Annotated in this window: 16 protein-coding genes; 12 read left to right on the forward strand and 4 right to left on the reverse strand. The window is 68.8% G+C overall.

Annotation, left to right across the window (positions count from 1 at the left end):
* Positions 1 to 13 precede the first annotated feature (13 nt).
* Both galU and U1701_RS09395 read left to right on the forward strand, forming a co-directional pair.
* On the forward strand, positions 14 to 913 hold the full coding sequence (gene galU / locus U1701_RS09390; RefSeq protein WP_332782339.1) for a UTP--glucose-1-phosphate uridylyltransferase GalU: 900 nt from the start codon (positions 14 to 16) through the stop codon (positions 911 to 913).
* Positions 913 to 2,010 carry a glycosyltransferase family 4 protein gene (locus U1701_RS09395; protein WP_332782292.1) on the forward strand — a complete coding sequence of 366 codons (1,098 nt, stop codon included), beginning with the start codon at positions 913 to 915 and terminating at the stop codon, positions 2,008 to 2,010. Before galU ends, U1701_RS09395 begins: the two co-directional genes overlap by 1 nt.
* On the opposite strand, the gene U1701_RS09400 is transcribed toward U1701_RS09395, so the two are convergent.
* Together U1701_RS09400 and U1701_RS09405 are read right to left on the reverse strand one after the other, a co-directional pair.
* On the reverse strand, positions 1,970 to 3,232 hold the full coding sequence (locus U1701_RS09400; protein WP_332782293.1) for a glycosyltransferase: 1,263 nt from the start codon (positions 3,230 to 3,232) through the stop codon (positions 1,970 to 1,972). The genes U1701_RS09395 and U1701_RS09400 overlap by 41 nt on opposite strands.
* Complete coding sequence (locus U1701_RS09405) at positions 3,225 to 4,349, reverse strand: glycosyltransferase (RefSeq protein ID WP_332782294.1); 1,125 nt, start codon at positions 4,347 to 4,349, stop codon at positions 3,225 to 3,227. Before U1701_RS09405 ends, U1701_RS09400 begins: the two co-directional genes overlap by 8 nt.
* 101 nt (positions 4,350 to 4,450) lie before the next feature.
* Between U1701_RS09405 and U1701_RS09410 the strand changes: the two genes are divergently transcribed.
* Positions 4,451 to 5,614, forward strand: a complete 1,164-nt coding sequence (locus U1701_RS09410; protein WP_332782295.1) for an acyltransferase family protein — start codon at positions 4,451 to 4,453, stop codon at positions 5,612 to 5,614.
* An 18-nt stretch (positions 5,615 to 5,632) separates the two neighbouring features.
* Entirely contained in the window at positions 5,633 to 6,328 is a 696-nt protein-coding gene (locus U1701_RS09415; protein WP_332782296.1) for a small ribosomal subunit Rsm22 family protein, read from the forward strand.
* Here the strand turns inward: U1701_RS09415 and U1701_RS09420 are convergent.
* On the reverse strand, positions 6,315 to 7,754 hold the full coding sequence (locus tag U1701_RS09420; protein ID WP_332782297.1) for an oligosaccharide flippase family protein: 1,440 nt from the start codon (positions 7,752 to 7,754) through the stop codon (positions 6,315 to 6,317). The two genes, U1701_RS09415 and U1701_RS09420, sit on opposite strands and share 14 nt — an antisense overlap.
* 97 nt (positions 7,755 to 7,851) lie before the next feature.
* On the opposite strand from U1701_RS09420, the gene U1701_RS09425 reads away from it, so the two are divergent.
* Genes U1701_RS09425 through U1701_RS09440 form a run of 4 tightly spaced genes read left to right on the forward strand, consistent with a single transcriptional unit; the run spans position 7,852 to position 12,752 of the window.
* On the forward strand, positions 7,852 to 9,348 hold the full coding sequence (locus U1701_RS09425; protein WP_332782298.1) for a DUF6418 domain-containing protein: 1,497 nt from the start codon (positions 7,852 to 7,854) through the stop codon (positions 9,346 to 9,348).
* Entirely contained in the window at positions 9,345 to 10,343 is a 999-nt protein-coding gene (locus U1701_RS09430; protein ID WP_332782299.1) for an endo-1,3-alpha-glucanase family glycosylhydrolase, read from the forward strand. Before U1701_RS09425 ends, U1701_RS09430 begins: the two co-directional genes overlap by 4 nt.
* Before the next feature lie 4 nt (positions 10,344 to 10,347).
* Positions 10,348 to 11,547 carry a glycosyltransferase family 4 protein gene (locus tag U1701_RS09435; protein ID WP_332782300.1) on the forward strand — a complete coding sequence of 400 codons (1,200 nt, stop codon included), beginning with the start codon at positions 10,348 to 10,350 and terminating at the stop codon, positions 11,545 to 11,547.
* The gene (locus U1701_RS09440; RefSeq protein WP_332782301.1) at positions 11,544 to 12,752 is read left to right on the forward strand and encodes a glycosyltransferase family 4 protein; all 1,209 of its coding nucleotides are present in this window, start codon (positions 11,544 to 11,546) and stop codon (positions 12,750 to 12,752) included. Before U1701_RS09435 ends, U1701_RS09440 begins: the two co-directional genes overlap by 4 nt.
* On the opposite strand, the gene U1701_RS09445 is transcribed toward U1701_RS09440, so the two are convergent.
* A complete protein-coding gene (locus tag U1701_RS09445) occupies positions 12,746 to 13,390 on the reverse strand; it encodes a sugar transferase (RefSeq protein WP_332782302.1) in 645 nt (214 codons plus the stop codon). The genes U1701_RS09440 and U1701_RS09445 overlap by 7 nt on opposite strands.
* A gap of 330 nt (positions 13,391 to 13,720) precedes the next feature.
* Between U1701_RS09445 and U1701_RS09450 the strand changes: the two genes are divergently transcribed.
* The 4 genes from U1701_RS09450 to U1701_RS09465 are packed head-to-tail and all read left to right on the forward strand — an operon-like array spanning position 13,721 to position 18,637.
* Entirely contained in the window at positions 13,721 to 14,314 is a 594-nt protein-coding gene (locus tag U1701_RS09450; RefSeq protein ID WP_332782303.1) for a polysaccharide biosynthesis/export family protein, read from the forward strand.
* A complete protein-coding gene (locus tag U1701_RS09455) occupies positions 14,311 to 15,648 on the forward strand; it encodes an outer membrane beta-barrel protein (RefSeq protein WP_332782304.1) in 1,338 nt (445 codons plus the stop codon). The genes U1701_RS09450 and U1701_RS09455 overlap by 4 nt, the downstream gene beginning before the upstream one ends.
* A gap of 14 nt (positions 15,649 to 15,662) precedes the next feature.
* Positions 15,663 to 17,867, forward strand: a complete 2,205-nt coding sequence (locus tag U1701_RS09460; protein WP_332782305.1) for a GumC family protein — start codon at positions 15,663 to 15,665, stop codon at positions 17,865 to 17,867.
* Complete coding sequence (locus U1701_RS09465) at positions 17,867 to 18,637, forward strand: Crp/Fnr family transcriptional regulator (protein ID WP_332782306.1); 771 nt, start codon at positions 17,867 to 17,869, stop codon at positions 18,635 to 18,637. Before U1701_RS09460 ends, U1701_RS09465 begins: the two co-directional genes overlap by 1 nt.
* Position 18,638: the final 1 nt, after the last annotated feature.

Below are 18,638 nucleotides of genomic sequence, written 5' to 3' on the forward strand. Positions count from 1 at the left end.
ATCACGCGTGGAGTTGGCGATGAAACCGGTACGCAAGGCGATCTTCCCCGTGGCGGGGCTCGGCACGCGCTTCCTGCCCGCCACCAAGGCAATGCCCAAGGAAATGCTGCCGGTCGTCGACAAGCCGCTGATCCAATACGCGGTCGAGGAAGCGATCGAGGCGGGGATCGAGCAGATCATCTTCGTCACCGGGCGCAACAAGGGTGCGATCGAGGACCATTTCGACATCGCCTATGAGCTCGAGGATACGATGCGCGCGCGGGGCAAGTCGCTCGCGCCGATCTCGGGCATCCGCATGCAGCCGGGCAGCCCGGTCTATGTCCGGCAGCAGGAGCCGCTCGGGCTCGGCCATGCGGTGTGGTGCGCGCGCGACATCGTCGGGGACGAGCCGTTCGCGGTGCTGTTGCCCGACGAACTGATGGTCGGCACGCCCGGGTTCCTGGCGCAGATGGTTGCGGCCTATGACCGCGTCGGCGGCAATTTGGTCGGCGCGCTCGCGGTGCCCGATGCCGAGACCGACAAATACGGCGTCATCTCGCCCGGCCGCCGCGACGGCGCGCTGACCGAGGTCACCGCGCTGGTCGAAAAGCCCGCACGCGGGACGGCGCCGTCGAACCTGATGATTCCGGGCCGCTACATCCTCCAGCCCGAGGTGATGGACATCCTCGGCCGCCAGGAAAAGGGCGCGGGCGGCGAGATCCAGCTGACCGACGCGATGTCGCAGCTGATCGGTCGGCAGCCGTTCCACGGCGTCACCTTCGATGGCGAGCGGCACGACTGCGGCGACAAGACGGGCTACGTCCAGGCCAATCTCGCGCTGGCGCTCGCGCGTGCCGATATCGGCCCTGCGGTCCGCGCCTTTGCCGTCGACTTGGTTGCCACCACTACGGTTCCGATCGCTCGCGCCGCTTGATGACGGATGGTGAAAGACCGCGGCTGTTCCTCAACGGAAAATTCTACGCCGGCGCGACCAACGGAGTCAGCCGTGTCGCCGACCGCCTGATCCGCGAACTCGATCGCCTCGCGGTGGCGGGGGAGGCGCCGGCGCGCTGGGACATGCGGTTGCTGTTGCCCGAAAAGGTCAACTGGGCGCCGCGGTTCGGCGCGATCGTTCCCGTGCCGCAGCGGCGCGGCCATACGCAGGGTTGGGAGCAGATCGTGCTGCCGCGCGTCGCGCGCGGCGGCGTGCTGGCCAGCTTCGCCAACCTTGCCCCCGGCTTCCACCCGCGCAAGTTGACGATGGTGCACGACGCGCAGTTCCGCCTGTCGCCCGAAAGCTATCCGACCAAGCTGCGCTGGGGCTACCGCCTGCTCGTACCGCGCGGTGCGCGGTCCAGCGAGACCGTGCTGACCGTGTCCGACTATGCGCGCGACAGCCTAGCGACGTTCGGCATTGCCCGCGCCGAGCAGACGCGCGTCCTCCACAACGGCGCCGATCACATCCTCGAAACCGCCGCCGACCCCGCGATCCTCGCGCGGCACGGGCTGGCGACGGGCGGCTTCGCGCTGCTGTTCGGATCGCCGGCGCGGTACAAGAACGTCGCCATCGTCTTTGCCGCGTTCGCGCGCGCCGAACTGGCCGGCCTGCCGCTGGTGGTGATCGGCGCGACGCGCGCGACGCTGCAGGCGGCCGGATTGACCGCGCCGGCCAATGCGATGTTCGTCGGCGGGATCGACGACGCTGATCTGCGCGCGCTGTACGAACACGCGCATTGCCTGCTCTATCCGTCGCGGACCGAGGGCTTCGGCCTGCCGCCGGTCGAGGCGATGCTGTGCGGCTGCCCGGTGGTCGCCGCACCCGCAGGCGCGATTCCGGAAGTGTGCCGCGACGCGGTGGTCTATGCCGGCGTCGACGATGCGCGCGAGTGGGTGGATGCGGTGCTGGCGCTGCAATCCCCCGGTTTGCGCTATGCAAAGATCGCCGCAGGACACGCCCGCGCGGGCCGGTTCACCTGGGCCGCAGCGGGCGTCAGGCTTGCAGGCATATTGACGGGGTTGCTCGAGCGTTGATCCGTCGACCGGCGGGGCGCAGGTCGAGCCCGAACTGGCTTTCGGCCAATGCGAGGATGCGCGCGGCGTGGCGTTCGGGCGACAGGAAGCTGCGCAGGCTGTCGCGCATCGGCGTCGGCCGCGGCGCAACCGCGAGCATCGCCGCCAGCTTCGCGGCGAGGTCGCCCGCGATGCCGGGATCGAACGTCGCGCCACCGCCGAACCGCCGCACCAGCTCGGCCGACCCGGCCCGGCAGGACACCAGCACCGGAACGCCAGCGGCCATCGCCTCGGGGATGATCAGCCCCCAGGTCTCATGCCATAGCGACGGGAGCACGACGACGCGGCACGATCGCATCGCCGCCATCATCGTGTCGCGCGGCTGCCACGCACGGTGGTCGATACCGGGTGAATCCGCGAATCTGGGCTCGACCGATCCTTGGCCGACGAAGAGTCCGGTCAGCCCCAGTTCGTCGACGGCATCGACCAGCAGGCCGACGCCCTTGTCGGCTTCCAGCCGGCCGAAATAGCCGACGTCGTGCGATGCCTCTGACGGCGGCGGTGCCGCGGCTTCGGGCATCGGCAGCGGGTTGTACAGGATCGCATGACGCTCGCCGGGCAGCAGCGGCGCGGCGGTGCGCTGCGCCTGTTCGGACAGATGCAGGAACAGCCGGCGCGCCGGTGGGCCATTGGTCGCCGCCTGGCGCACCGCCTGCCGTGCGACCCGTCCGATCTTGGTCACGCGCCCCTGCCGATCGCAGGCAGCGCTCAGGCACCGCACGCCCATCGGGCGCCGGTCGCACGGGCGTTCCTCCTGGAAGTCATAATAGAGCCCGTTCGGGCAGGCCCAGAAGTAATCGTGCATGTACACCATCGTCGGGAAGCGCGTCGCGACCGACAGCGCGGCCGGCGACAGATAGCGCGTCCACTGATGGAGGATCACCAGGGTCGTGTCGGGGTCCTCGTCGGCCAGCGCGTGCGCCAGCGCGGTGCGCGCGGGCGGGTTGTAGATCCCCTTCAGCATGCCGCCCGGCTGGCCGTTGCGCAGGTCGCCGCCGCCCAGAGTCGCGAAGCGATCGGGTTCGATCGCCGGGGCGGCGCCGAACCCGGTGACGACGCGGACATCGGCACCGGTTGCGCGCAGCGCGCGGTAGCTGTCGAGCGCGGCATGGCCTGCGCCACCGCTGTTCGCGCCCTCGCCGCCGATATAGTCCGACAGCACGATCGCACGGCCGCTACGCATGCGCGGCGGCCATGGTGCCGGGGTGGGCCGGCGCGTTCGGCGGCGCGAGATCGTCGTACAGCGCCTGCAACTCGTCGTTCATGCGACGCGCGGTGAATACCGCCTCGTAGCGCGCGCGCCCCGCCGCGCCCATCGTGCGCCAGGTTTCGCGATCGTGCAGGCTGAGCGCGTGCATCAGCCGTTCGGGGTTGTCAGGCGCGACGAGGTGGCCGGTGACCCCCTCGACGACGATCTCGCGCAAGCCGCCGACCGCCGACGCCACCACGGCGCAGCCACCGCGCATCGCCTCGAGCGCGACCAGGCCGAAACCCTCCCAGCGCGACGGAATGACGACGACGTCGGCTGCGGCGATTTCGGTCGCGACCTCGGCGAGCGACCGCCAGCCGAGATATTCGACCTGCGGACTGTGCGGGCGCGGCGCCGTGGCGGGACCCGCCACCGCCTTGCCGATCACGCGGACCGACACGCGGTCGCGGATCGGATCGACCGCGTCGAGCAGCGTGTCGAACCCCTTCTGCGTGTCGAGCCGCCCGACGAACAGCACGCGCACCCGATCGTCGTCCCACCGCGCCGGGCGTCCGGCGGGCTGGTCGTCGATGCCGTTGAGGATGACAGCCAGGCGCGCCGGATCGATGCCGATGCGGATCGCCTCGCGCTCTTCGTGCTGGGAGATCAGGACGATACGGTCGGCGGCTGGCGCAAGGCTGCGTTCGATGCGTTCGATCAGTCGGTTCTTGAGCCCCGAAGACTGGCGGTCGAACGCCCAGCCATGCGGGCAATAGACGATCCGGAACGGCGCGCGCTTCCAGCCATAGAGCAGGCGGATGACACCGCCCGCGAAGCTCGAATGCGCATGGACGACGGTCGGCTGGAAGCGCGCGATCTCGCGACGGATCGCCGCGGCGAACTGGAATACACCGAGCACCGAACGGTCCTGCCGCCGCCAGGTGACGAGCAGGCGGCGGTCGACGCCACTGACGTGGGCGGCATGCTGGCTGGGGATCAGTGCGCGGACATTGCCGCTGCCATAGCGCCGCGCCTGGTCGCCCAGGATTTCGGCGAGATAGGTACCGACTCCACCCTTGGCGGATTCGGCAAGGTGGAGAATCTTCATCATGCCCCCGGGTGGGTTACGCGAACCGCTGCCTAGGAGGCGGCGCTGCAGTGCACTGCGTCAATTGACGCAAGCGCCTGGCCGACGCTGTGGTCGAACACGGCATGGATCAAATGCCGGATGCACCACACACACGAAGCCAGGCGGCGCCCGCGCCGCGCGGGACGCTGTGGACGGTGCAGGTGCTGCGCGGCGTGGCGGCGTTGATGGTCGTGTTCGGCCACAGCCAGAGCGCGGTCGGCGCGGCGATCACGTCGGGCGCGTCGGGCGCGCAGGTGTTCGTGCGGTCGACGCTGGTACCGTGGGGCGCGGGGGTCGATCTGTTCTTCGTGATTTCGGGGTTCATCATCGTCCATGCCTCGACCCGGCTGTTCGCGCGCCCGGGCGCGCGCAAGGATTTCATCGCGCGACGGCTGATCCGGATCGTCCCGCTCTATTGGCTGGTGACCACGCTGTTCCTGGCGCTGCTCGCCGCGGCGACGCTGAAGGGCGGCGACGCGTTTCCAGGGTCCGCCGCGATCCTCGCATCCTACGCGTTCGTGCCGATGGACACGCGGGGCGACGGCGGGCTGTTCCCGGTGTTCGATCTCGGCTGGACGCTGAATTACGAGATGCTGTTCTATGCGCTGCTGGCGGTCGTCGTGGCGTGGCCGCGGCGCCGCGCGCTCGTCGTCCTCGCGGTCGTGCTGGCGGTGCTGGTCGGCGTCGGGCAGGTGGTTCCGCTGCCTGCGGCGTTATGGTTCTGGACGCGGCCGATCATCCTCGATTTCGGGTTGGGCGTTGCCGTCGGCGCGCTGGTCGCGGGGCATGTCGTCCTGCCGAAGGCGCTGCGTATCGCGATCGCGGCCGTCGGGATCGGCGTGCTGCTGGCGGACCCCGGCCATGTCTTCGACGGCCCTGTCGGCATGACCGTCGCCAACGCCTGGCCGCGCGTGCTGCTCGCCGGCGTGCCGGTGGCGGCGGTGCTGGCAGCGGCGCTGCTCGGGCCAGAGCCCGGTATGCCGCGCGCGGCGGTGCCGTTCACGCGGATCGGCGACGCGTCCTATTCGCTGTATCTGTTCCACCCGTTCGCGCTGATCGCGATGGAGAAGGCCGCGCAGAAGCTGGCGGTGGTGCGCGATACGCCTGGCTGGGTGCTCGTTCTGGTCACGGTCGCCGGCGCGATTCTGATCGCGCTCGCCGCCTATCGCTGGATCGAACGGCCGATGACGATCGCGCTCACCGCGATGCTCGCGCCGCGCCGACCGACCGCCCCCCTCATCGTCTGACACCATGGGAGATTCCGCATGACCAGCCTGCGCCAGCGATTCCGCCACCTGACCGGAAGGCCGAGCGTGTTTCAGCCCGAGCCGGGGCTGGAGGTCATCTACCGCGACCTGTTCCTGCGCGAACTGGCGCTGCTGGGCGAGGAGGACCGGTTCTTTCCGACCGGTGGTGCGGCGAACTACAGTTTGTTGTACCTGATCCTGCGGATCGGCAGCGAGTTTCGCCCGGCATCGGTGCTCGACATCGGCGCGGGGCAGAGCACGCTGCTATGGGCGATGCTGCAGCGGCGGGGGTTGGTCGGTGCCGTCCTGACGCTCGAAAACGACGCGGAATGGGCCGCGCGGATCGGCGCGCAGGTGACGCATCAAATCATGGTTTCGCCGCTGCAACCGATGCGCGTCGGCCGCCGCACGGTGCTGTCCTATGACTGGGCCGCGGTGAAGACGGATCGCCGCTTCGACGTGATCGTCTGCGACGGCCCGCGCGGCACCCCGCGGCAGTCGCGCAGCGGGATCCTGGCGATGCTCGACCAAGTGCCCGACGATTTCGCGCTGATCCTCGACGACAGCGAACGCGAGGGCGAGCAGGATACCGTCGCCTTGGTCCATGACCGGCTGCAGGCGGCCAAGCGCGACTATGCGGTCGGCGTCGTCCGCGCCGCCAAGACGCAGGCGGTGTTCGCCGGCGGCCGCTATCTGCCCGCTACGTTCCTGTGACCGTCGCGGCGGGCTCGCCCCGCGCGAGCATCACCGCCAGCGTCGCGCGGATATGGACGTGGAACGCGACGTAGCAGCCGAGCACCGCGGCGCCGTAGATCGCCATCGCCGCGGTCCAGCGTAGCCAGCTGTCGGGGTGCGTGCCGATGGTGAGCGCAACCGCCGCCACGCCGACGCCGCTCGCCAGCAGCGCGGGGGCCAGCGCGTCGATCAGCCGGCGTAGCCCGAGCCCGGTCAGCGCGACGATCAGCGCAAGGAAGGCGAGGCTCAGCAGCGTGATGACGATCGTATAGGCGTGGACGAGGGTCGTCAGGCCGTAGGGCAGGGTCACCACGAAGGTCGCGACCAGGATCACGGTGTTGATGACCGTCAGCACGAACTGCGCACGCGCGCGGCCCGCGACCATCAGCAGCGCGCCGTTGTACGACGCGATTGCCTGCAGCGCACCCGCGGGCGCCAGCCACGCGACGATCCCCGGCACCGCCGACCAGCGCTCCGACAGCAGCGCGCCGACCGGGAAGGCCAGCCCGAACGTCAGATACAGCATCGCCGGCATCACCACGAGCGCGGTGACCGAGAGCACGCTTTGGACCATCGCCTGCGCGCGCGGCCCGTGCGGATCCTCGTTGCGCAGCGTTGCGAGCAGGATCGCGCTGGTCGGCCAGGTGATCGCCATCAGCGGCGCCAGCATGAACTGATAGGACAATCCGTAGACCCCGACCGCCGCCGCGCCCAGCGACGCGCCGATCAGCAGATTGTCGCTGTTGCGCGACAGGAAGTTGAGGATGTTGCTCGCCAGCACCCAGCCGCCGAACGACAACAACCGCCCGAGCTGGCCGAACTCCAGATTGGGGCGAACGTCGCGCCGCGCGGTCCACCAGAACGCGCCCAGGCGCAGCGACTGGACAAGCAAATTGTACAGCACCAGCGACCACACCCCGCCGCCATGCCAGGCCGCAAAGATCCCGACCGCGGCGGACACGGCGATCGCGATCGCCTCGATCCGCGCGATATGCGCATAGCGCAACTCGCGTTCGAGCATCGCGCGCGGCGTCGCCGCCGATATCGACAGGATCACGACTCCCGCCATCGCGGCCATCACCGGCGCGAGGCCCGCCATGCCGATCGCGCGTTCCAGCGGCCAGGCGGCGGCGACCAGCAGGCCCGCGCAGACCAGCCCGCCGAGCATCATCGCCCCCATCGCCGCACCGGCTTCGGTCCGCGACAGCGACGGCGCGCGCGTGATCGCGCTGGTCATGCCCAGATCGGTCAGCATCGCGACCAGCACGACGAACGGCGTGGTGAACACGACCAGACCATAGTCGCCAGGCGGGACGAACGCCGCGATCGCAATGTTCATCCCGAACTGGATGGCATTGCGGTACAGGCTGAGCCCGGACATCGAGAGAATATTCTTGCCAAGCACGTCCGAACTCCTGCGAGCGCCGGCCTGACCACGGCGGTGCCGTGGCGCTTGCGTCAATTGACGCACCCGGCCGCAGATGCGCGCCGTAACCGGGGGCATGGCCATTCTCGCAAACCCCGGCATCTCGGCGGCGACAGATCATCAGACGCACTCGCGCGTACCGTTCGGCGGTATCGTCGCGCTGGTGGCGGCGCTGGCGCTCAACTGGTTGCTGGCGTCGACGATCGCCAGCCCGCTCTTCTCCTGGACGTCGCTCCTGCTGTTCGGCGCGCTGTTGCTGCTGGTCGGGCGGATCAGTGCGGCGGGGCTGATCCTGCTGTTGCCCCTGGTGATCACCCGCGGCGCGACCTTGCTGTCGCTGATGGTGATCGAGGCGGGGGCGTACATGCCCGAGGTCAACCGGCTGGGTGAAGCGGGTGACGCCAGCGCGTCGTTCGTCGCCTTCACCGCGATCTTCTTCCTGGTTTTTGCGCTCGTGTTCCGGCGGTTCGAGCGCGTGTTCCTCGCCTATGTGCGCTCGCCGCTGCTCGACGACTTGGTCGCCTTGCTGGCGTGGCCGGTCGTGCTGTTGTGCATGGCGCTCGGCGGGCTCGCCTTCCTGCACGGGCTGCAGGGCGGCTTCCCGCTGCTCGCGGGCATCGACCGCTTCCTGTACCGACGCGAATACAGCAGCGGGCTGGTCCTGATCCTGCTCGACAACAAGTTTTTGTTCGCCGCGATGCTCGGCGCGATCGCGTTCGCGCCGCGATACCGGCCGCTGCTCAAGACCGCGGCGATCCTGACGTTCCTCGGGCTGACCGGACTCTATTTCCTGTTCGGCGACAAGTTCTTCACGATCCTGGCGGAGGTCGCGTTCTTCGCGATGCCGCTACTGCTTTCGCGGCAGGGCAGGCTGGCGGGTACGATGATCCGGCTCGCGGTGCCGGTCGGCGCGCTGCTGTGCGCCGCGCTCGGTGCGACGCTCTACATCTATTCGGGCTATGGTCGCCTGCCGCTCGACCGCACCGTCACGCTGGTCGGCGAACGCATCGCGGGGCAGGGCGAATTGTGGTTCGTCGCCAGCCGCGATGCGCGCCGCGTGACGAACTGGGACGCGCATCTGGTCAAGGGCAACCTCGACACGCTCGACGCGACGTCGCCACCCGCGGCGGCGTTCGCGAACGGCGTCGAGACCTATTATTTCATCCAGCGCTACGCGCCCGCCAAGCTCGCCGACAGTTTCCGCAAGAACCAGGGCTGGGTGCAGCTGACGATGGGCACCGAGGCGCTGGCGCTGGTGATGTTCGGCTATCTGGGCGTCGCCGCGATCATGGCCGTGCTGGGGATGCTGGTGGCGTTTGCCGCACTCTACCTGCGCCGCGCCTTCGCTTCGGGATTCCCGCTCAGCCTGTTCTTCGCGGTGTGGGTGTTCCTCCAGATCTATTTCTCCGCGCAGCAGGCGTCGTTCTGGCCGATCGCCGCGCCGGGGCAGATCAACCGCCTGTTGCTGTTCGTGACGATCGAGATCGTCCTGCTTGCGCTCAACCGCGCGCAGGTCCTCTCGGCGTTCGGACGCCGTCGTGCCGCCGCGTTCGCGCAGGAGCGGGCGGCGTGATCTCGCGGCGCACCGTCATCGGCGGCGGGCTTGCGCTGGCCGGCGCGCCCGCGATTGCAGCAACTCCGCGACGCTACCCGCGGCAGGTGCTCGCCTTTTACTATCCCTGGTACGGCAATCCGAAGACAAGCGGGCGCTGGTTCCACTGGCGGGGCCCGAATGGCGAAGCGCCGCGGCAAAGCCCGACGCTCAACCACCCGACGCTTGGCCTGTACGACAGCCACGACCCCGCGGTGATCGCGACCCATGTCGCGCAGGCCAAGGCGGCGGGTATCACCGCGCTGATCGTCAGCTGGTGGGGAATCGATTCGTTCGAGGACAAGGCGATGCCGGCGATCCTCGCCGCGGCCAAGGCCGCGGGGCTGCATGTCACCGTCTATCTCGAACAGCAGAAGGACGGCGCGGCGGGCGCGGCGCGCGACATCGCGTATCTGACCAAAGCCTATGGCGATCATCCGTCGTGGCTGCGCGTGCGCGCGCGGCCGGTGCTGTTCCTGTACCTGCAGGCGCTGCGCGATCTGCCCGCGAAGGACTGGCGCAAGGCGGCGGGCCGGGCGTTCCTGATCGGCGACATCTCACCGCGCGAAACCGCGCAGTTCGCGGCCTGGGCGCCGTTCATGGACGGCATCCACGTCTATGTCCTCGCGCCCTATGTGAAGGGCATGACGCCGCCGCAGATGACGGCATGGGCGGACCGGACCTATCCGGCGTGGAAGCGGCAGATCGCGGATCGGCTGTTCTGCGCGACGGTGATCCCGGGGTTCGACGACACGCTGGTCCCCGGCCGGCCACAGCCGCGGCCGACGGTCGCGCGGCACGGCGGGCAGACCTATCGCACCTTGTGGGACGCCGCGATCCGCCATGATGCGGACTGGGTGCTGATCACCAGTTTCAACGAATGGCACGAGGGCTCCGAGATCGAGCCGTCGCGTGAGCATGGCGACGCCTATCTGAAGCTGACCGCTTCGGCCGCCCGCCGTTTCCTGAAGGGTTGAGCGTTTGCGTATCCTGCACGTCAGTTCGGTCTATCCGCCGCATGTCATCGGCGGTGCCGAAAAGGTCGTCGAAATGCTTGCAGAGGCGCAGGTACAGCGCGGGCATCAGGTCGCAGCGGCGTATCTGACGCGCGACGCGCAAGCAGCGGGCGAGCGCCACGGCGTCGCGGTGATGCCGCAGCAGAGCCGCAACCTGCTGTGGATGGAGGACGTGTTCGCCAGCCCCCGGCCGATGCGCACCGCCAACAAGCTCGGCCAATTGGTCGATTACCGCGCCGCGGCGGATTTCGGCCGTGCGATCGCGGCGTTCCGCCCCGACATCGTCCACACGCATTCGATGGTCGAGCTGCCGCCGATGATCTGGGCGGCGATCGCGGCGAGCGGCGCGCGGTCGGTGCACACCTTGCACGATTACGACCTGATCTGTTCGCGCGCGTCGCGCTTTCGCGACGGCAAGTCGTGCGAGGCGCTGCACGCCTCGTGCCGGATCACCGGCGCGTGGAAGGCGCGGTTCGCGGGCCAGATCGACGCGGTCGCCGCGGTGTCGCAGCCGGTGCTCGACGAGCATCGCCGCTTCGGACTGTTCCGCAATTTGCGCGACGACCGTGCGCGCGTGATCTGGAACGCCGTCGATGTCGCCGCGGGGCATGTTCGGCCCGAGCGGACCGGCGACATGGTGTTCGGATTCCTCGGCCGCCTGGTGCCCGAAAAGGGCATCGAGACTCTGCTCGCGGCATGCCGATTGCTGCCGGCGAGTGGTTGGCGCCTCCGCGTCGCCGGGCGCGCGCAGGAGGGGGATGCCGCCTATCGCGCGCTCGCCGACGGGCTGCCGGTCGATTTCCTCGGCTTCACCGATCCGCGTGCGTTTCTCGACTCGATCGACCTGCTGGTCGTCCCGTCGATCTGGCGCGAGCCGTTCGGGCTGACGGTGGTCGAGGCGTTCGCGCGCGGCGTGCCGGTGATCGGCGCGCGGCTGGGCGCGATCACCGATCTGGTCGGCGCGGTCGGCGACGACTGGCTGGTCGAACCCGGCGACGCGGCGGCGCTCGCCGCACGGATGCTGACGGCGATGGAACAGGGCCGCGACGCGCTGCCAAAGCCGGCGGCGTTCGGCGGCGTGCTTGCGGCGGTGACGCCGACGCGGATGCTCGACGCGTATGACTCGCTCTACAATCATGTCCTGACCGCGAGCGCCGCAGCATGACCGCGCCACCGCGCATCCTGCACCTGTCGAGCCTGTACCCGCCGCATATCGTCGGCGGCGCGGAACGCTCGGTCAGCATGCTCGCCGAGGCACAGGCCGCGGCCGGCTGGGACGTCGCTGCCGCCTGCCTGACGCCGGGCGACGCCGTCGAAGAAGTCCGCAACGGCGTCCGCGTGTTTCGCATGCCACACGGCAACGACTTCTGGCTCGAGGACTGGCTGAGCCACACGCCGCGCCAGCGCGAATGGGCGAAGTTCAAGCAACAGGCGAATTTCGCGATCGAGCGACGGTTCGGCGCGGTGATCGACGCGTTCAAGCCCGACCTGATCAACACGCATTCGATGGTCGATATCTCTACCCGCGTCTGGCACGCGGCGAAGAAACGCGGCGTGCCGATCGTCCATACGCTGCGCGATTTCGATCTGCTGTGCGCGGCGAGCTCGATGTACCGCGAGACGGGGCCGTGCACGCACCGGCATCTGAAGTGCAAGGTCCTGACCTTCACCAAGCAGTTCGACCAGCGGCTCGTCTCGGCGGTGACCGCGGTGGGTGAGGAGGTGCTCGCGCGCCATCTGAAATACGGCTTCTTCGACCATGTTCCGCGCGAGAAGCGGCACGTGATCTGGAACACCGCGAAGGTCGACGGGGTCGGCGCCGACTATGCGAAGCCGCCGCTCTCGGGCCCGATCACCTTCGGCTATCTCGGCCGGATCAGCCCCGAAAAGGGCGTCGACACGCTGCTCCGTGCGGCGCGGCTGTTGCCGGCGAGCGGCTGGCGGCTGCTGATCGCCGGCGCGGCGCTGGGGCCGATCGCGCCGTATGAGGAACTCGCGCGCGGTCTGCCGGTGGAGTTCATCGGCTTCCAGAAGCCCAAGGACCTGTTCGACCGCATCGACATGCTCGTCGCGCCGTCCCTATGGGCCGAGCCGCTCGGGCGTACCGTGCTGGAGGCCTATCAGGCGCAGGTGCCCGTGATCGGCGCGCGCAGCGGTGGGATCGCCGAGATCATCGCCGACGACGCCTGGCTGGTGCCGCCCGGCGACGTCGCGGCGCTGGCGGCGCGGATGAAGGCGGCGCTGCTCGACGGCAAGCCGCAGTCGCCCGCCGGCCGCGACCGCGTGATCGCGCGCACCACCCCCGAAGCGGTCGCGAACGCGTTCGCCACGGTCTATGGCGGCGTGCTCGGCCGCCGCGACCTTCAATAGGCGCCGTGGCCCGACAGCACGGTGCGCGCGGTGCCGACCAGGATCCGCGCATAGAGTCGCGGTGACATCCGGCGGGCCATCATGCTGTCCATCGCGACACGCCGGCGATAGCCGGTGTCGTTGCGACCGCTGATCTGCCAGATCCCGGTGATCCCCGGCAGCATCGAACAATAATCGACGTAGCGGCGGCCGTAGCGCGCGACTTCGGCGGCGACGATCGGGCGGGGGCCGACCAGGCTCATCTCGCCGCGCAGGATGTTCACGAACTGCGGCAGCTCGTCGAGGCTGGTCTTGCGGATGACGCGGCCGATCGCGGTGATCCGAGGATCGTTGCGCAATTTGTGGTCGCGGTGCCATTCGGCGCGCGCGACCGGATCGCTGGCCAGCAGCCGCGCGAGGCGCGCGTCCGAATCGGGCGCCATCGAGCGGAACTTGTAGCACAGGAACGTCCGCCCATCCTTGCCGTAGCGGCGATGGCCATAGATCGGCGAATGCCCGTCGCGCGCCCAGATCGCGAAGCCGAGCAGCAGCATCACCGGCGACAGCACCAGCACGAGCAGGAAGGCCAGCGTGACGTCGATCGCCTGAAGCAGCCGGGACTGACGACGCACCGCGTCGGCGGAGGGGATTTCGATCATGGTTACTCACTCGCTAGGGTTCCCGCGCCAACGCGAAACGTCCCACTTCGAGCCAATCAAAAGAGGTGCGATGCGGCCCTATTGGCAATCGCGGCCTTAAAAACATCAAAAGATACAATGATTTTGGCGACCGGTTCTGAAATGAATGTGGGTTAAAGAACGATTAACGTCCCTACATCATTGGATCGTTCGTAAGAATTGGGAGCTGCACCCTGCAGTGCGTTCGTTCGATCGCACTGCGGCCGGCCACCGTCTTGAACCCCAATTGGGGCAGCCGGTTCGTCACCATGTTTGAACATTCAACCGGTGCTTCGCGCCGATGGAGGACCTATGCCTGCGCGTCTCGCATCACGAATAGTCTGGGCCTGCGTGGCGATCGGCCTCGCGGCATCGCCCGCGGCGGGTCAGGATGCGCAGCGCGAGGGGGCCACGCAGTCCATCGCGGCGTCGTCGACCCTGCCAACTTACGCGTATGCGCTGTCGGGCGGCGACCGCGTCCGCGTCGTCGTGTTCGGCGATCCGGCGCTCGGCGGCGAGTTCACGATCGACGGGTCGGGCTTCATCGCGCTGCCGCTGATCGGCAACGTCGACGTCCGCGGGCTGACCTCGGCGCAGTTGCAGTCGCGGATCGTCACCCGGTTGGCGGACGGCTATCTGCAGGATCCCCGCGTCGCGGTCGAAGTGCTGTCGACCCGGCCCTTCTATATCCTGGGTGAGGTCAACAAGCCCGGCCAATACCCGTTCGCCAACGGCCTGACGGTCGAAGCCGCGGTCGCGCAGGCGGGCGGCTATACCTACCGCGCCAAGACCAACAAGGTCCTGATCAAGCACGCCGGCAAGGACGAGGAAGCCACCTACGACATCACCGCCGCGACGATGATCGCGCCCGGCGACACGATCCGCATCCGGGAGCGCTGGTTTTGATCCGGGCATCGGCACCGACTCGGCGCGCGCTCGCCGTGTCGACGATCGCGCTTGCGACGATGGCGGCGGCGCCCGCCGCGGCCCAGTTGCTGCAGGATCCGATCACCGTCGTCGTCCCTGACGAACCGCCGATCACCACCGCGCGATCGGTGTTTGCGCGGTCGCAGGAAACCGGCGTCGCGGACCGTATGTTTCCGGCCTTCTCGGCGCAGGGCGTGAGCGTCGGCGCGTTCGACGTGTTCCCGGGGCTGTCGATCGGTGGCCTCTATACGACCAATCTGTTCGCCAACAATGACGACCGCCGCGACGATATCGCGCTGGTCGTCCGGCCCGAACTCACCGTGCGCACCAGTGCCGGACCCTATCAGGTCGCGGCCTATGCACGCGGCGACCTGCGCCGCTATTCGACCTATGGCAGCGAGAACACCGAAGAGGGGCTCGCGGGCCTGCGCGGCAGCGTCGCGATTGGCGCGCTGAGCAGCCTGACCGCCGGCGCCAGCTATGCGTCGCTGATCACCCCGCGGTACGCTGCGGATTCACCGGTCGATGCTGCCAAGCCGCTCGAATATTGCGCGTTCAACGCCTTTGGCGGCGGCACGATCGAGGGCGCCAGCACGCGCGTGATCTTTCGCGGCGACGTTGCCCGGTTGCGGTTCAGCGACACACCGAGCCGCGCCGGCGGAACGCTGTTCACCCGCGACCGCGACCGTACCCGCTACCAGGGCCTGCTGCGCGTCGAACGTGCGATCAGCCCGGCGTTCTCGGTCTATGGCGCCGCCACGCTCAACAAGGTCGACTATCGCTTCGTCACGCCCGGCCTCGGCACGCGCGATTCGAAGGGCTACGGCGTCTATGTCGGGTCGAGCTTCGAGCTGACCAACCTGCTACGCGGCGACGTTCGTGTTGGTTACGTCCGGCAGAATTTCGATCTGGCGAATATCCGCCCGATCTCGGGGGTCGGGACGCTCGCGAAGCTGGTGTATTTCCCCAGCAAGCTGCTGACGATCACCGCGACCGCGCAGAGCAGCATCGAGGACAGCGGCGTGCCCGGCAGCGGCGGCTTCCTGCACCGCGGCGGATCGCTGCGCGCGGACCAGGAACTGCGCCGCTACATCATCGCCTCGGTCGAAGGAGGCTATTTCCGCGACACCTATCGCGGCCTCAACCGGCGCGACAGCCTGCCATACGCGGATGTTGGCCTGACCTATCTGTCGCGCAACCATTGGAACGCGCGGCTCGGCTATCGATACCTCGCGCGCGACTGCACCTGCACCGCCGGGGTGACGAACTTCGACGATCACCGCGTCTCCGCGACGCTCACCTTTCAGAACTGACCGGAGACGCACCCATGGCTAGCGTACTTGCGCCTTATACCGGCGTCCGCCCGATGATCGTCCCGCACGAACGACCCGCGTCGTCGACCGGCATCCTCGATCTCATCAAGACCTATCGCCGGCATCTGATGCTGTTCCTGCTGGTTTTCGGCGGCATCATGCTGGCGGTCGCGGCCTACACGCTGTTGCAGACGCCGCGTTACACCGCGACCGCGACCCTGGTGATCGCGCCGCGCCCGGCGGATATCGGGTCCGACCGGACGAGCGCGCTTAGCGACCCTGCCGCGGATTCGAGCGTCGATACGCAGGTCGAACTGCTGAAGAGCCGCACGCTCGCGGCGCGCGTCGTCGACCAGCTTGGCCTTGCCGGTGCAGACCGTTTCGCGACCCTGACGCACGTCCCGTCGTTCCGCGACCGGGTGCCGATGCTAGCGACGAACACGCCCCCCGTCGCCATGTCGGCGCGGCGCGATGCGGCGATCGACCGGCTCCAGCAGGGTATCGACGTCCATCGTACCGCGCAGACCTTTGCGCTCAGCGTCGGGTTCGAACATCAGGACCGGCAGCTCGCCGCCGATGTCGTCAACAGCTATGCGCGCGAATTCGTCGCGCAGTCGACCGTCGTCAAGCGCGAGGGATCGGACACGTCGGTCGCTCTGTTGCGCGGGCAGCTTGCCCATGCGCGTCGCGAGGTCGAGGCCGCGGATAGCGCGCTCGGCCGCTACAAGGTCGCGCACAATCTGATGAGCGTCCAGGGCGGCACGATCGCCGAACAGCAATTGTCGTCGCTCGACGGCCAGGTCGCGCTGGCGCGTGCGGGCGAAGCCGAAGCCACCGCACGGCTGCAGACCGCGCGCCGCCAGCTCGCGCGCGGATCCTCGGGTGACGATCTGGGCGAGGCGCTCGGCTCGCCGGTGATCCAGCAATTGCGCAGCCAGCGCGCGGCGCTCAGCGCGCAGGTCGCCGATCTCGGCGGTCGCTACGGCGCCAAATACCCGCCGCTTGCCGCCGCGCAGCGTCAGCTGACGGATATAGACACGCAGATCCAGGGTGAGATCAACCGGACCATCGCCAACCTCGAGGCGCAGCGCGAAGTCGCGTCGCGTCGCACCGGTTCGCTCGCGGGCAGTGCCGGCGGTGCGCGGGCGCAGGTCGTCAACAACAACGTCGCCGCGATCGCGCTCGGCGGGCTGCAGCTGCGCTCGGAGACCGCGCATCAGAGCTATGCGCAGTTGCTCAACCGGTTGAACGAGATCAGCACGCAATCGGCGACGACCCAGTCGGATGCGCGCGTCGCCAGCCTCGCCGCGGTGCCGACGCGTCCGACCTCGCCCAACCTGCCGATCAACCTGCTCGTCGGCGCGCTTCTCGCGACCGCGATCGGTCTGGGCGTCGTGTTCCTGAAGCAGGGCACCGATCACGGCATCCGCACGCTCGAGGATGTCGAGGGGCGGTTGCAGCTGCCGTATCTGGCCGGCCTGCCGACGCTCGGTTCGGCGGTCCGCCACGTCGGCGGCAGCGATCCGATCAGCGCGCTCGTCGACCATAGCGGCTCGGCCTATGCGGAGGGGTATCGCAACCTTGCCGCGTCCGTCCTGCAGGCCGCCGGCTCGGGCAGCGTCCGCACCATCGCGCTGACCTCGGCCTTGCCGAACGAAGGCAAGACCACGGCGTCGATCGGTCTCGCCCGGATCGTCGCGATGAGCGGGGTCAGCGTCGTGCTGGTCGATGCCGACATGCGGCGCCCCAGCATCGCCAACGCGCTGGGCCTGCGCCCGACCGTCGGTCTGCAGCAGGTGCTCGAAGGCGATGCGACGCTCGACGAAGCGCTGCTGCCCGACGTCGATTCGACGCTGACGATCCTGCCGATGCTGCGCGCCGGGCTGTCCGCTTCGAGTGCGCTCGGCAACGGCAGCTTCGATACGCTGATCGAGGATCTGAAGGCGCGGTTCGACATTGTCATCTTCGATGCGTCGCCGGTGCTGCCCGTCGTCGACGGCCGCCTCGTCGCCAAGAAGGTCGATTCGACCGTGTTGCTGGTGCGCTGGCGCAAGACGCCGGATGCGGCGGTCGAGATGGCGATCCATCTGCTCCAGTCGCTCGGCGTGAACATGACCGGCGTCGCGCTCAGCCGCGTCGACCTGCGCGAGCTCGCCCGGTCCGGCTACGGCGACCCGGCGCAGTTCATGGGGTCGTACAGCGGCTACTACACGAACTGATGTTGAAGGTCATGTATGCGGGCGACCCACGCGGTAGCGGCCGAACGCTCAGCACCGAACTGCTTCTGCACCGCCTGCGCAAGCTCGCGACGCTGTCGCCGCTCGAGGTCGAGATGGTCCTGTCGCTGGGTGAACAGCCCAAGGTCCACGCGCCGGGAACCAGCATCTGCCCGCACGAGGACGGCAGCCCGCATCCGCGGCTGATCGTCGGTGGCTGGGCTTGTCGCCCGCGCATCCTCCCCGACGGGCGGCGGCAGATGCTCAGCCTGCTGGTCCCGGGCGACCTCATGGGCGATCGCGGCGACCGCCGGCCGTTCGCGCTCAACCCGGTGGTCGCACTGACACCGGTCCGCACGATCAACATCGCGCGGATGGTGCAGGCGGTCCGGCTGACGCCCGACGACTATCCGGGGATTGCCCGGGCGCTGGCGGCGATCGATCGGTCCGAGGAGATGGCGCTGCTCGATCACATCGTCAGGCTCGGCTGTCAGAGCGCACGGCAGCGGATGTCGCACCTGCTGCTCGAACTGTATCAGCGGCTGGCGTTCCTCGGCTTCGTCCACAACGGATCGTTCCCGATGCCGTTGACCCAAGACACGCTGGCCGAGCTGCTCGGACTGAGCCTGGTTCACGTCAACCGCATCGTCTCGCAATTCCGCCGCGAGAATCTGGTGACGATCCGCAGCGGCGTGGTCACCGTCGACGATTTCGCGCGGCTGGCGCTGCTGGCGGACCGTGCCGATCCGACCCGCGAGGGCGCCACCGCCTGAG

This window comes from Sphingomonas rhamnosi (assembly GCF_036663615.1).
Lineage (GTDB): Bacteria > Pseudomonadota > Alphaproteobacteria > Sphingomonadales > Sphingomonadaceae > Sphingomonas.

What these genes read in the sequence shown, in the direction of transcription:
- U1701_RS09395 (WP_332782292.1), top strand. Translation starts at nt 913, where the DNA reads ATGACGGATGGTGAAAGACCGCGGCTGTTCCTCAACGGAAAATTCTAC.
- U1701_RS09400 (WP_332782293.1), bottom strand. Translation starts at nt 3,232, where the DNA reads ATGCGTAGCGGCCGTGCGATCGTGCTGTCGGACTATATCGGCGGCGAG.
- U1701_RS09405 (WP_332782294.1), bottom strand. Translation starts at nt 4,349, where the DNA reads ATGATGAAGATTCTCCACCTTGCCGAATCCGCCAAGGGTGGAGTCGGT.
- U1701_RS09410 (WP_332782295.1), top strand. Translation starts at nt 4,451, where the DNA reads ATGGATCAAATGCCGGATGCACCACACACACGAAGCCAGGCGGCGCCC.
- U1701_RS09415 (WP_332782296.1), top strand. Translation starts at nt 5,633, where the DNA reads ATGACCAGCCTGCGCCAGCGATTCCGCCACCTGACCGGAAGGCCGAGC.
- U1701_RS09425 (WP_332782298.1), top strand. Translation starts at nt 7,852, where the DNA reads ATGGCCATTCTCGCAAACCCCGGCATCTCGGCGGCGACAGATCATCAG.
- U1701_RS09440 (WP_332782301.1), top strand. Translation starts at nt 11,544, where the DNA reads ATGACCGCGCCACCGCGCATCCTGCACCTGTCGAGCCTGTACCCGCCG.
- U1701_RS09445 (WP_332782302.1), bottom strand. Translation starts at nt 13,390, where the DNA reads ATGATCGAAATCCCCTCCGCCGACGCGGTGCGTCGTCAGTCCCGGCTG.
- U1701_RS09450 (WP_332782303.1), top strand. Translation starts at nt 13,721, where the DNA reads ATGCCTGCGCGTCTCGCATCACGAATAGTCTGGGCCTGCGTGGCGATC.
- U1701_RS09460 (WP_332782305.1), top strand. Translation starts at nt 15,663, where the DNA reads ATGGCTAGCGTACTTGCGCCTTATACCGGCGTCCGCCCGATGATCGTC.
- U1701_RS09465 (WP_332782306.1), top strand. Translation starts at nt 17,867, where the DNA reads ATGTTGAAGGTCATGTATGCGGGCGACCCACGCGGTAGCGGCCGAACG.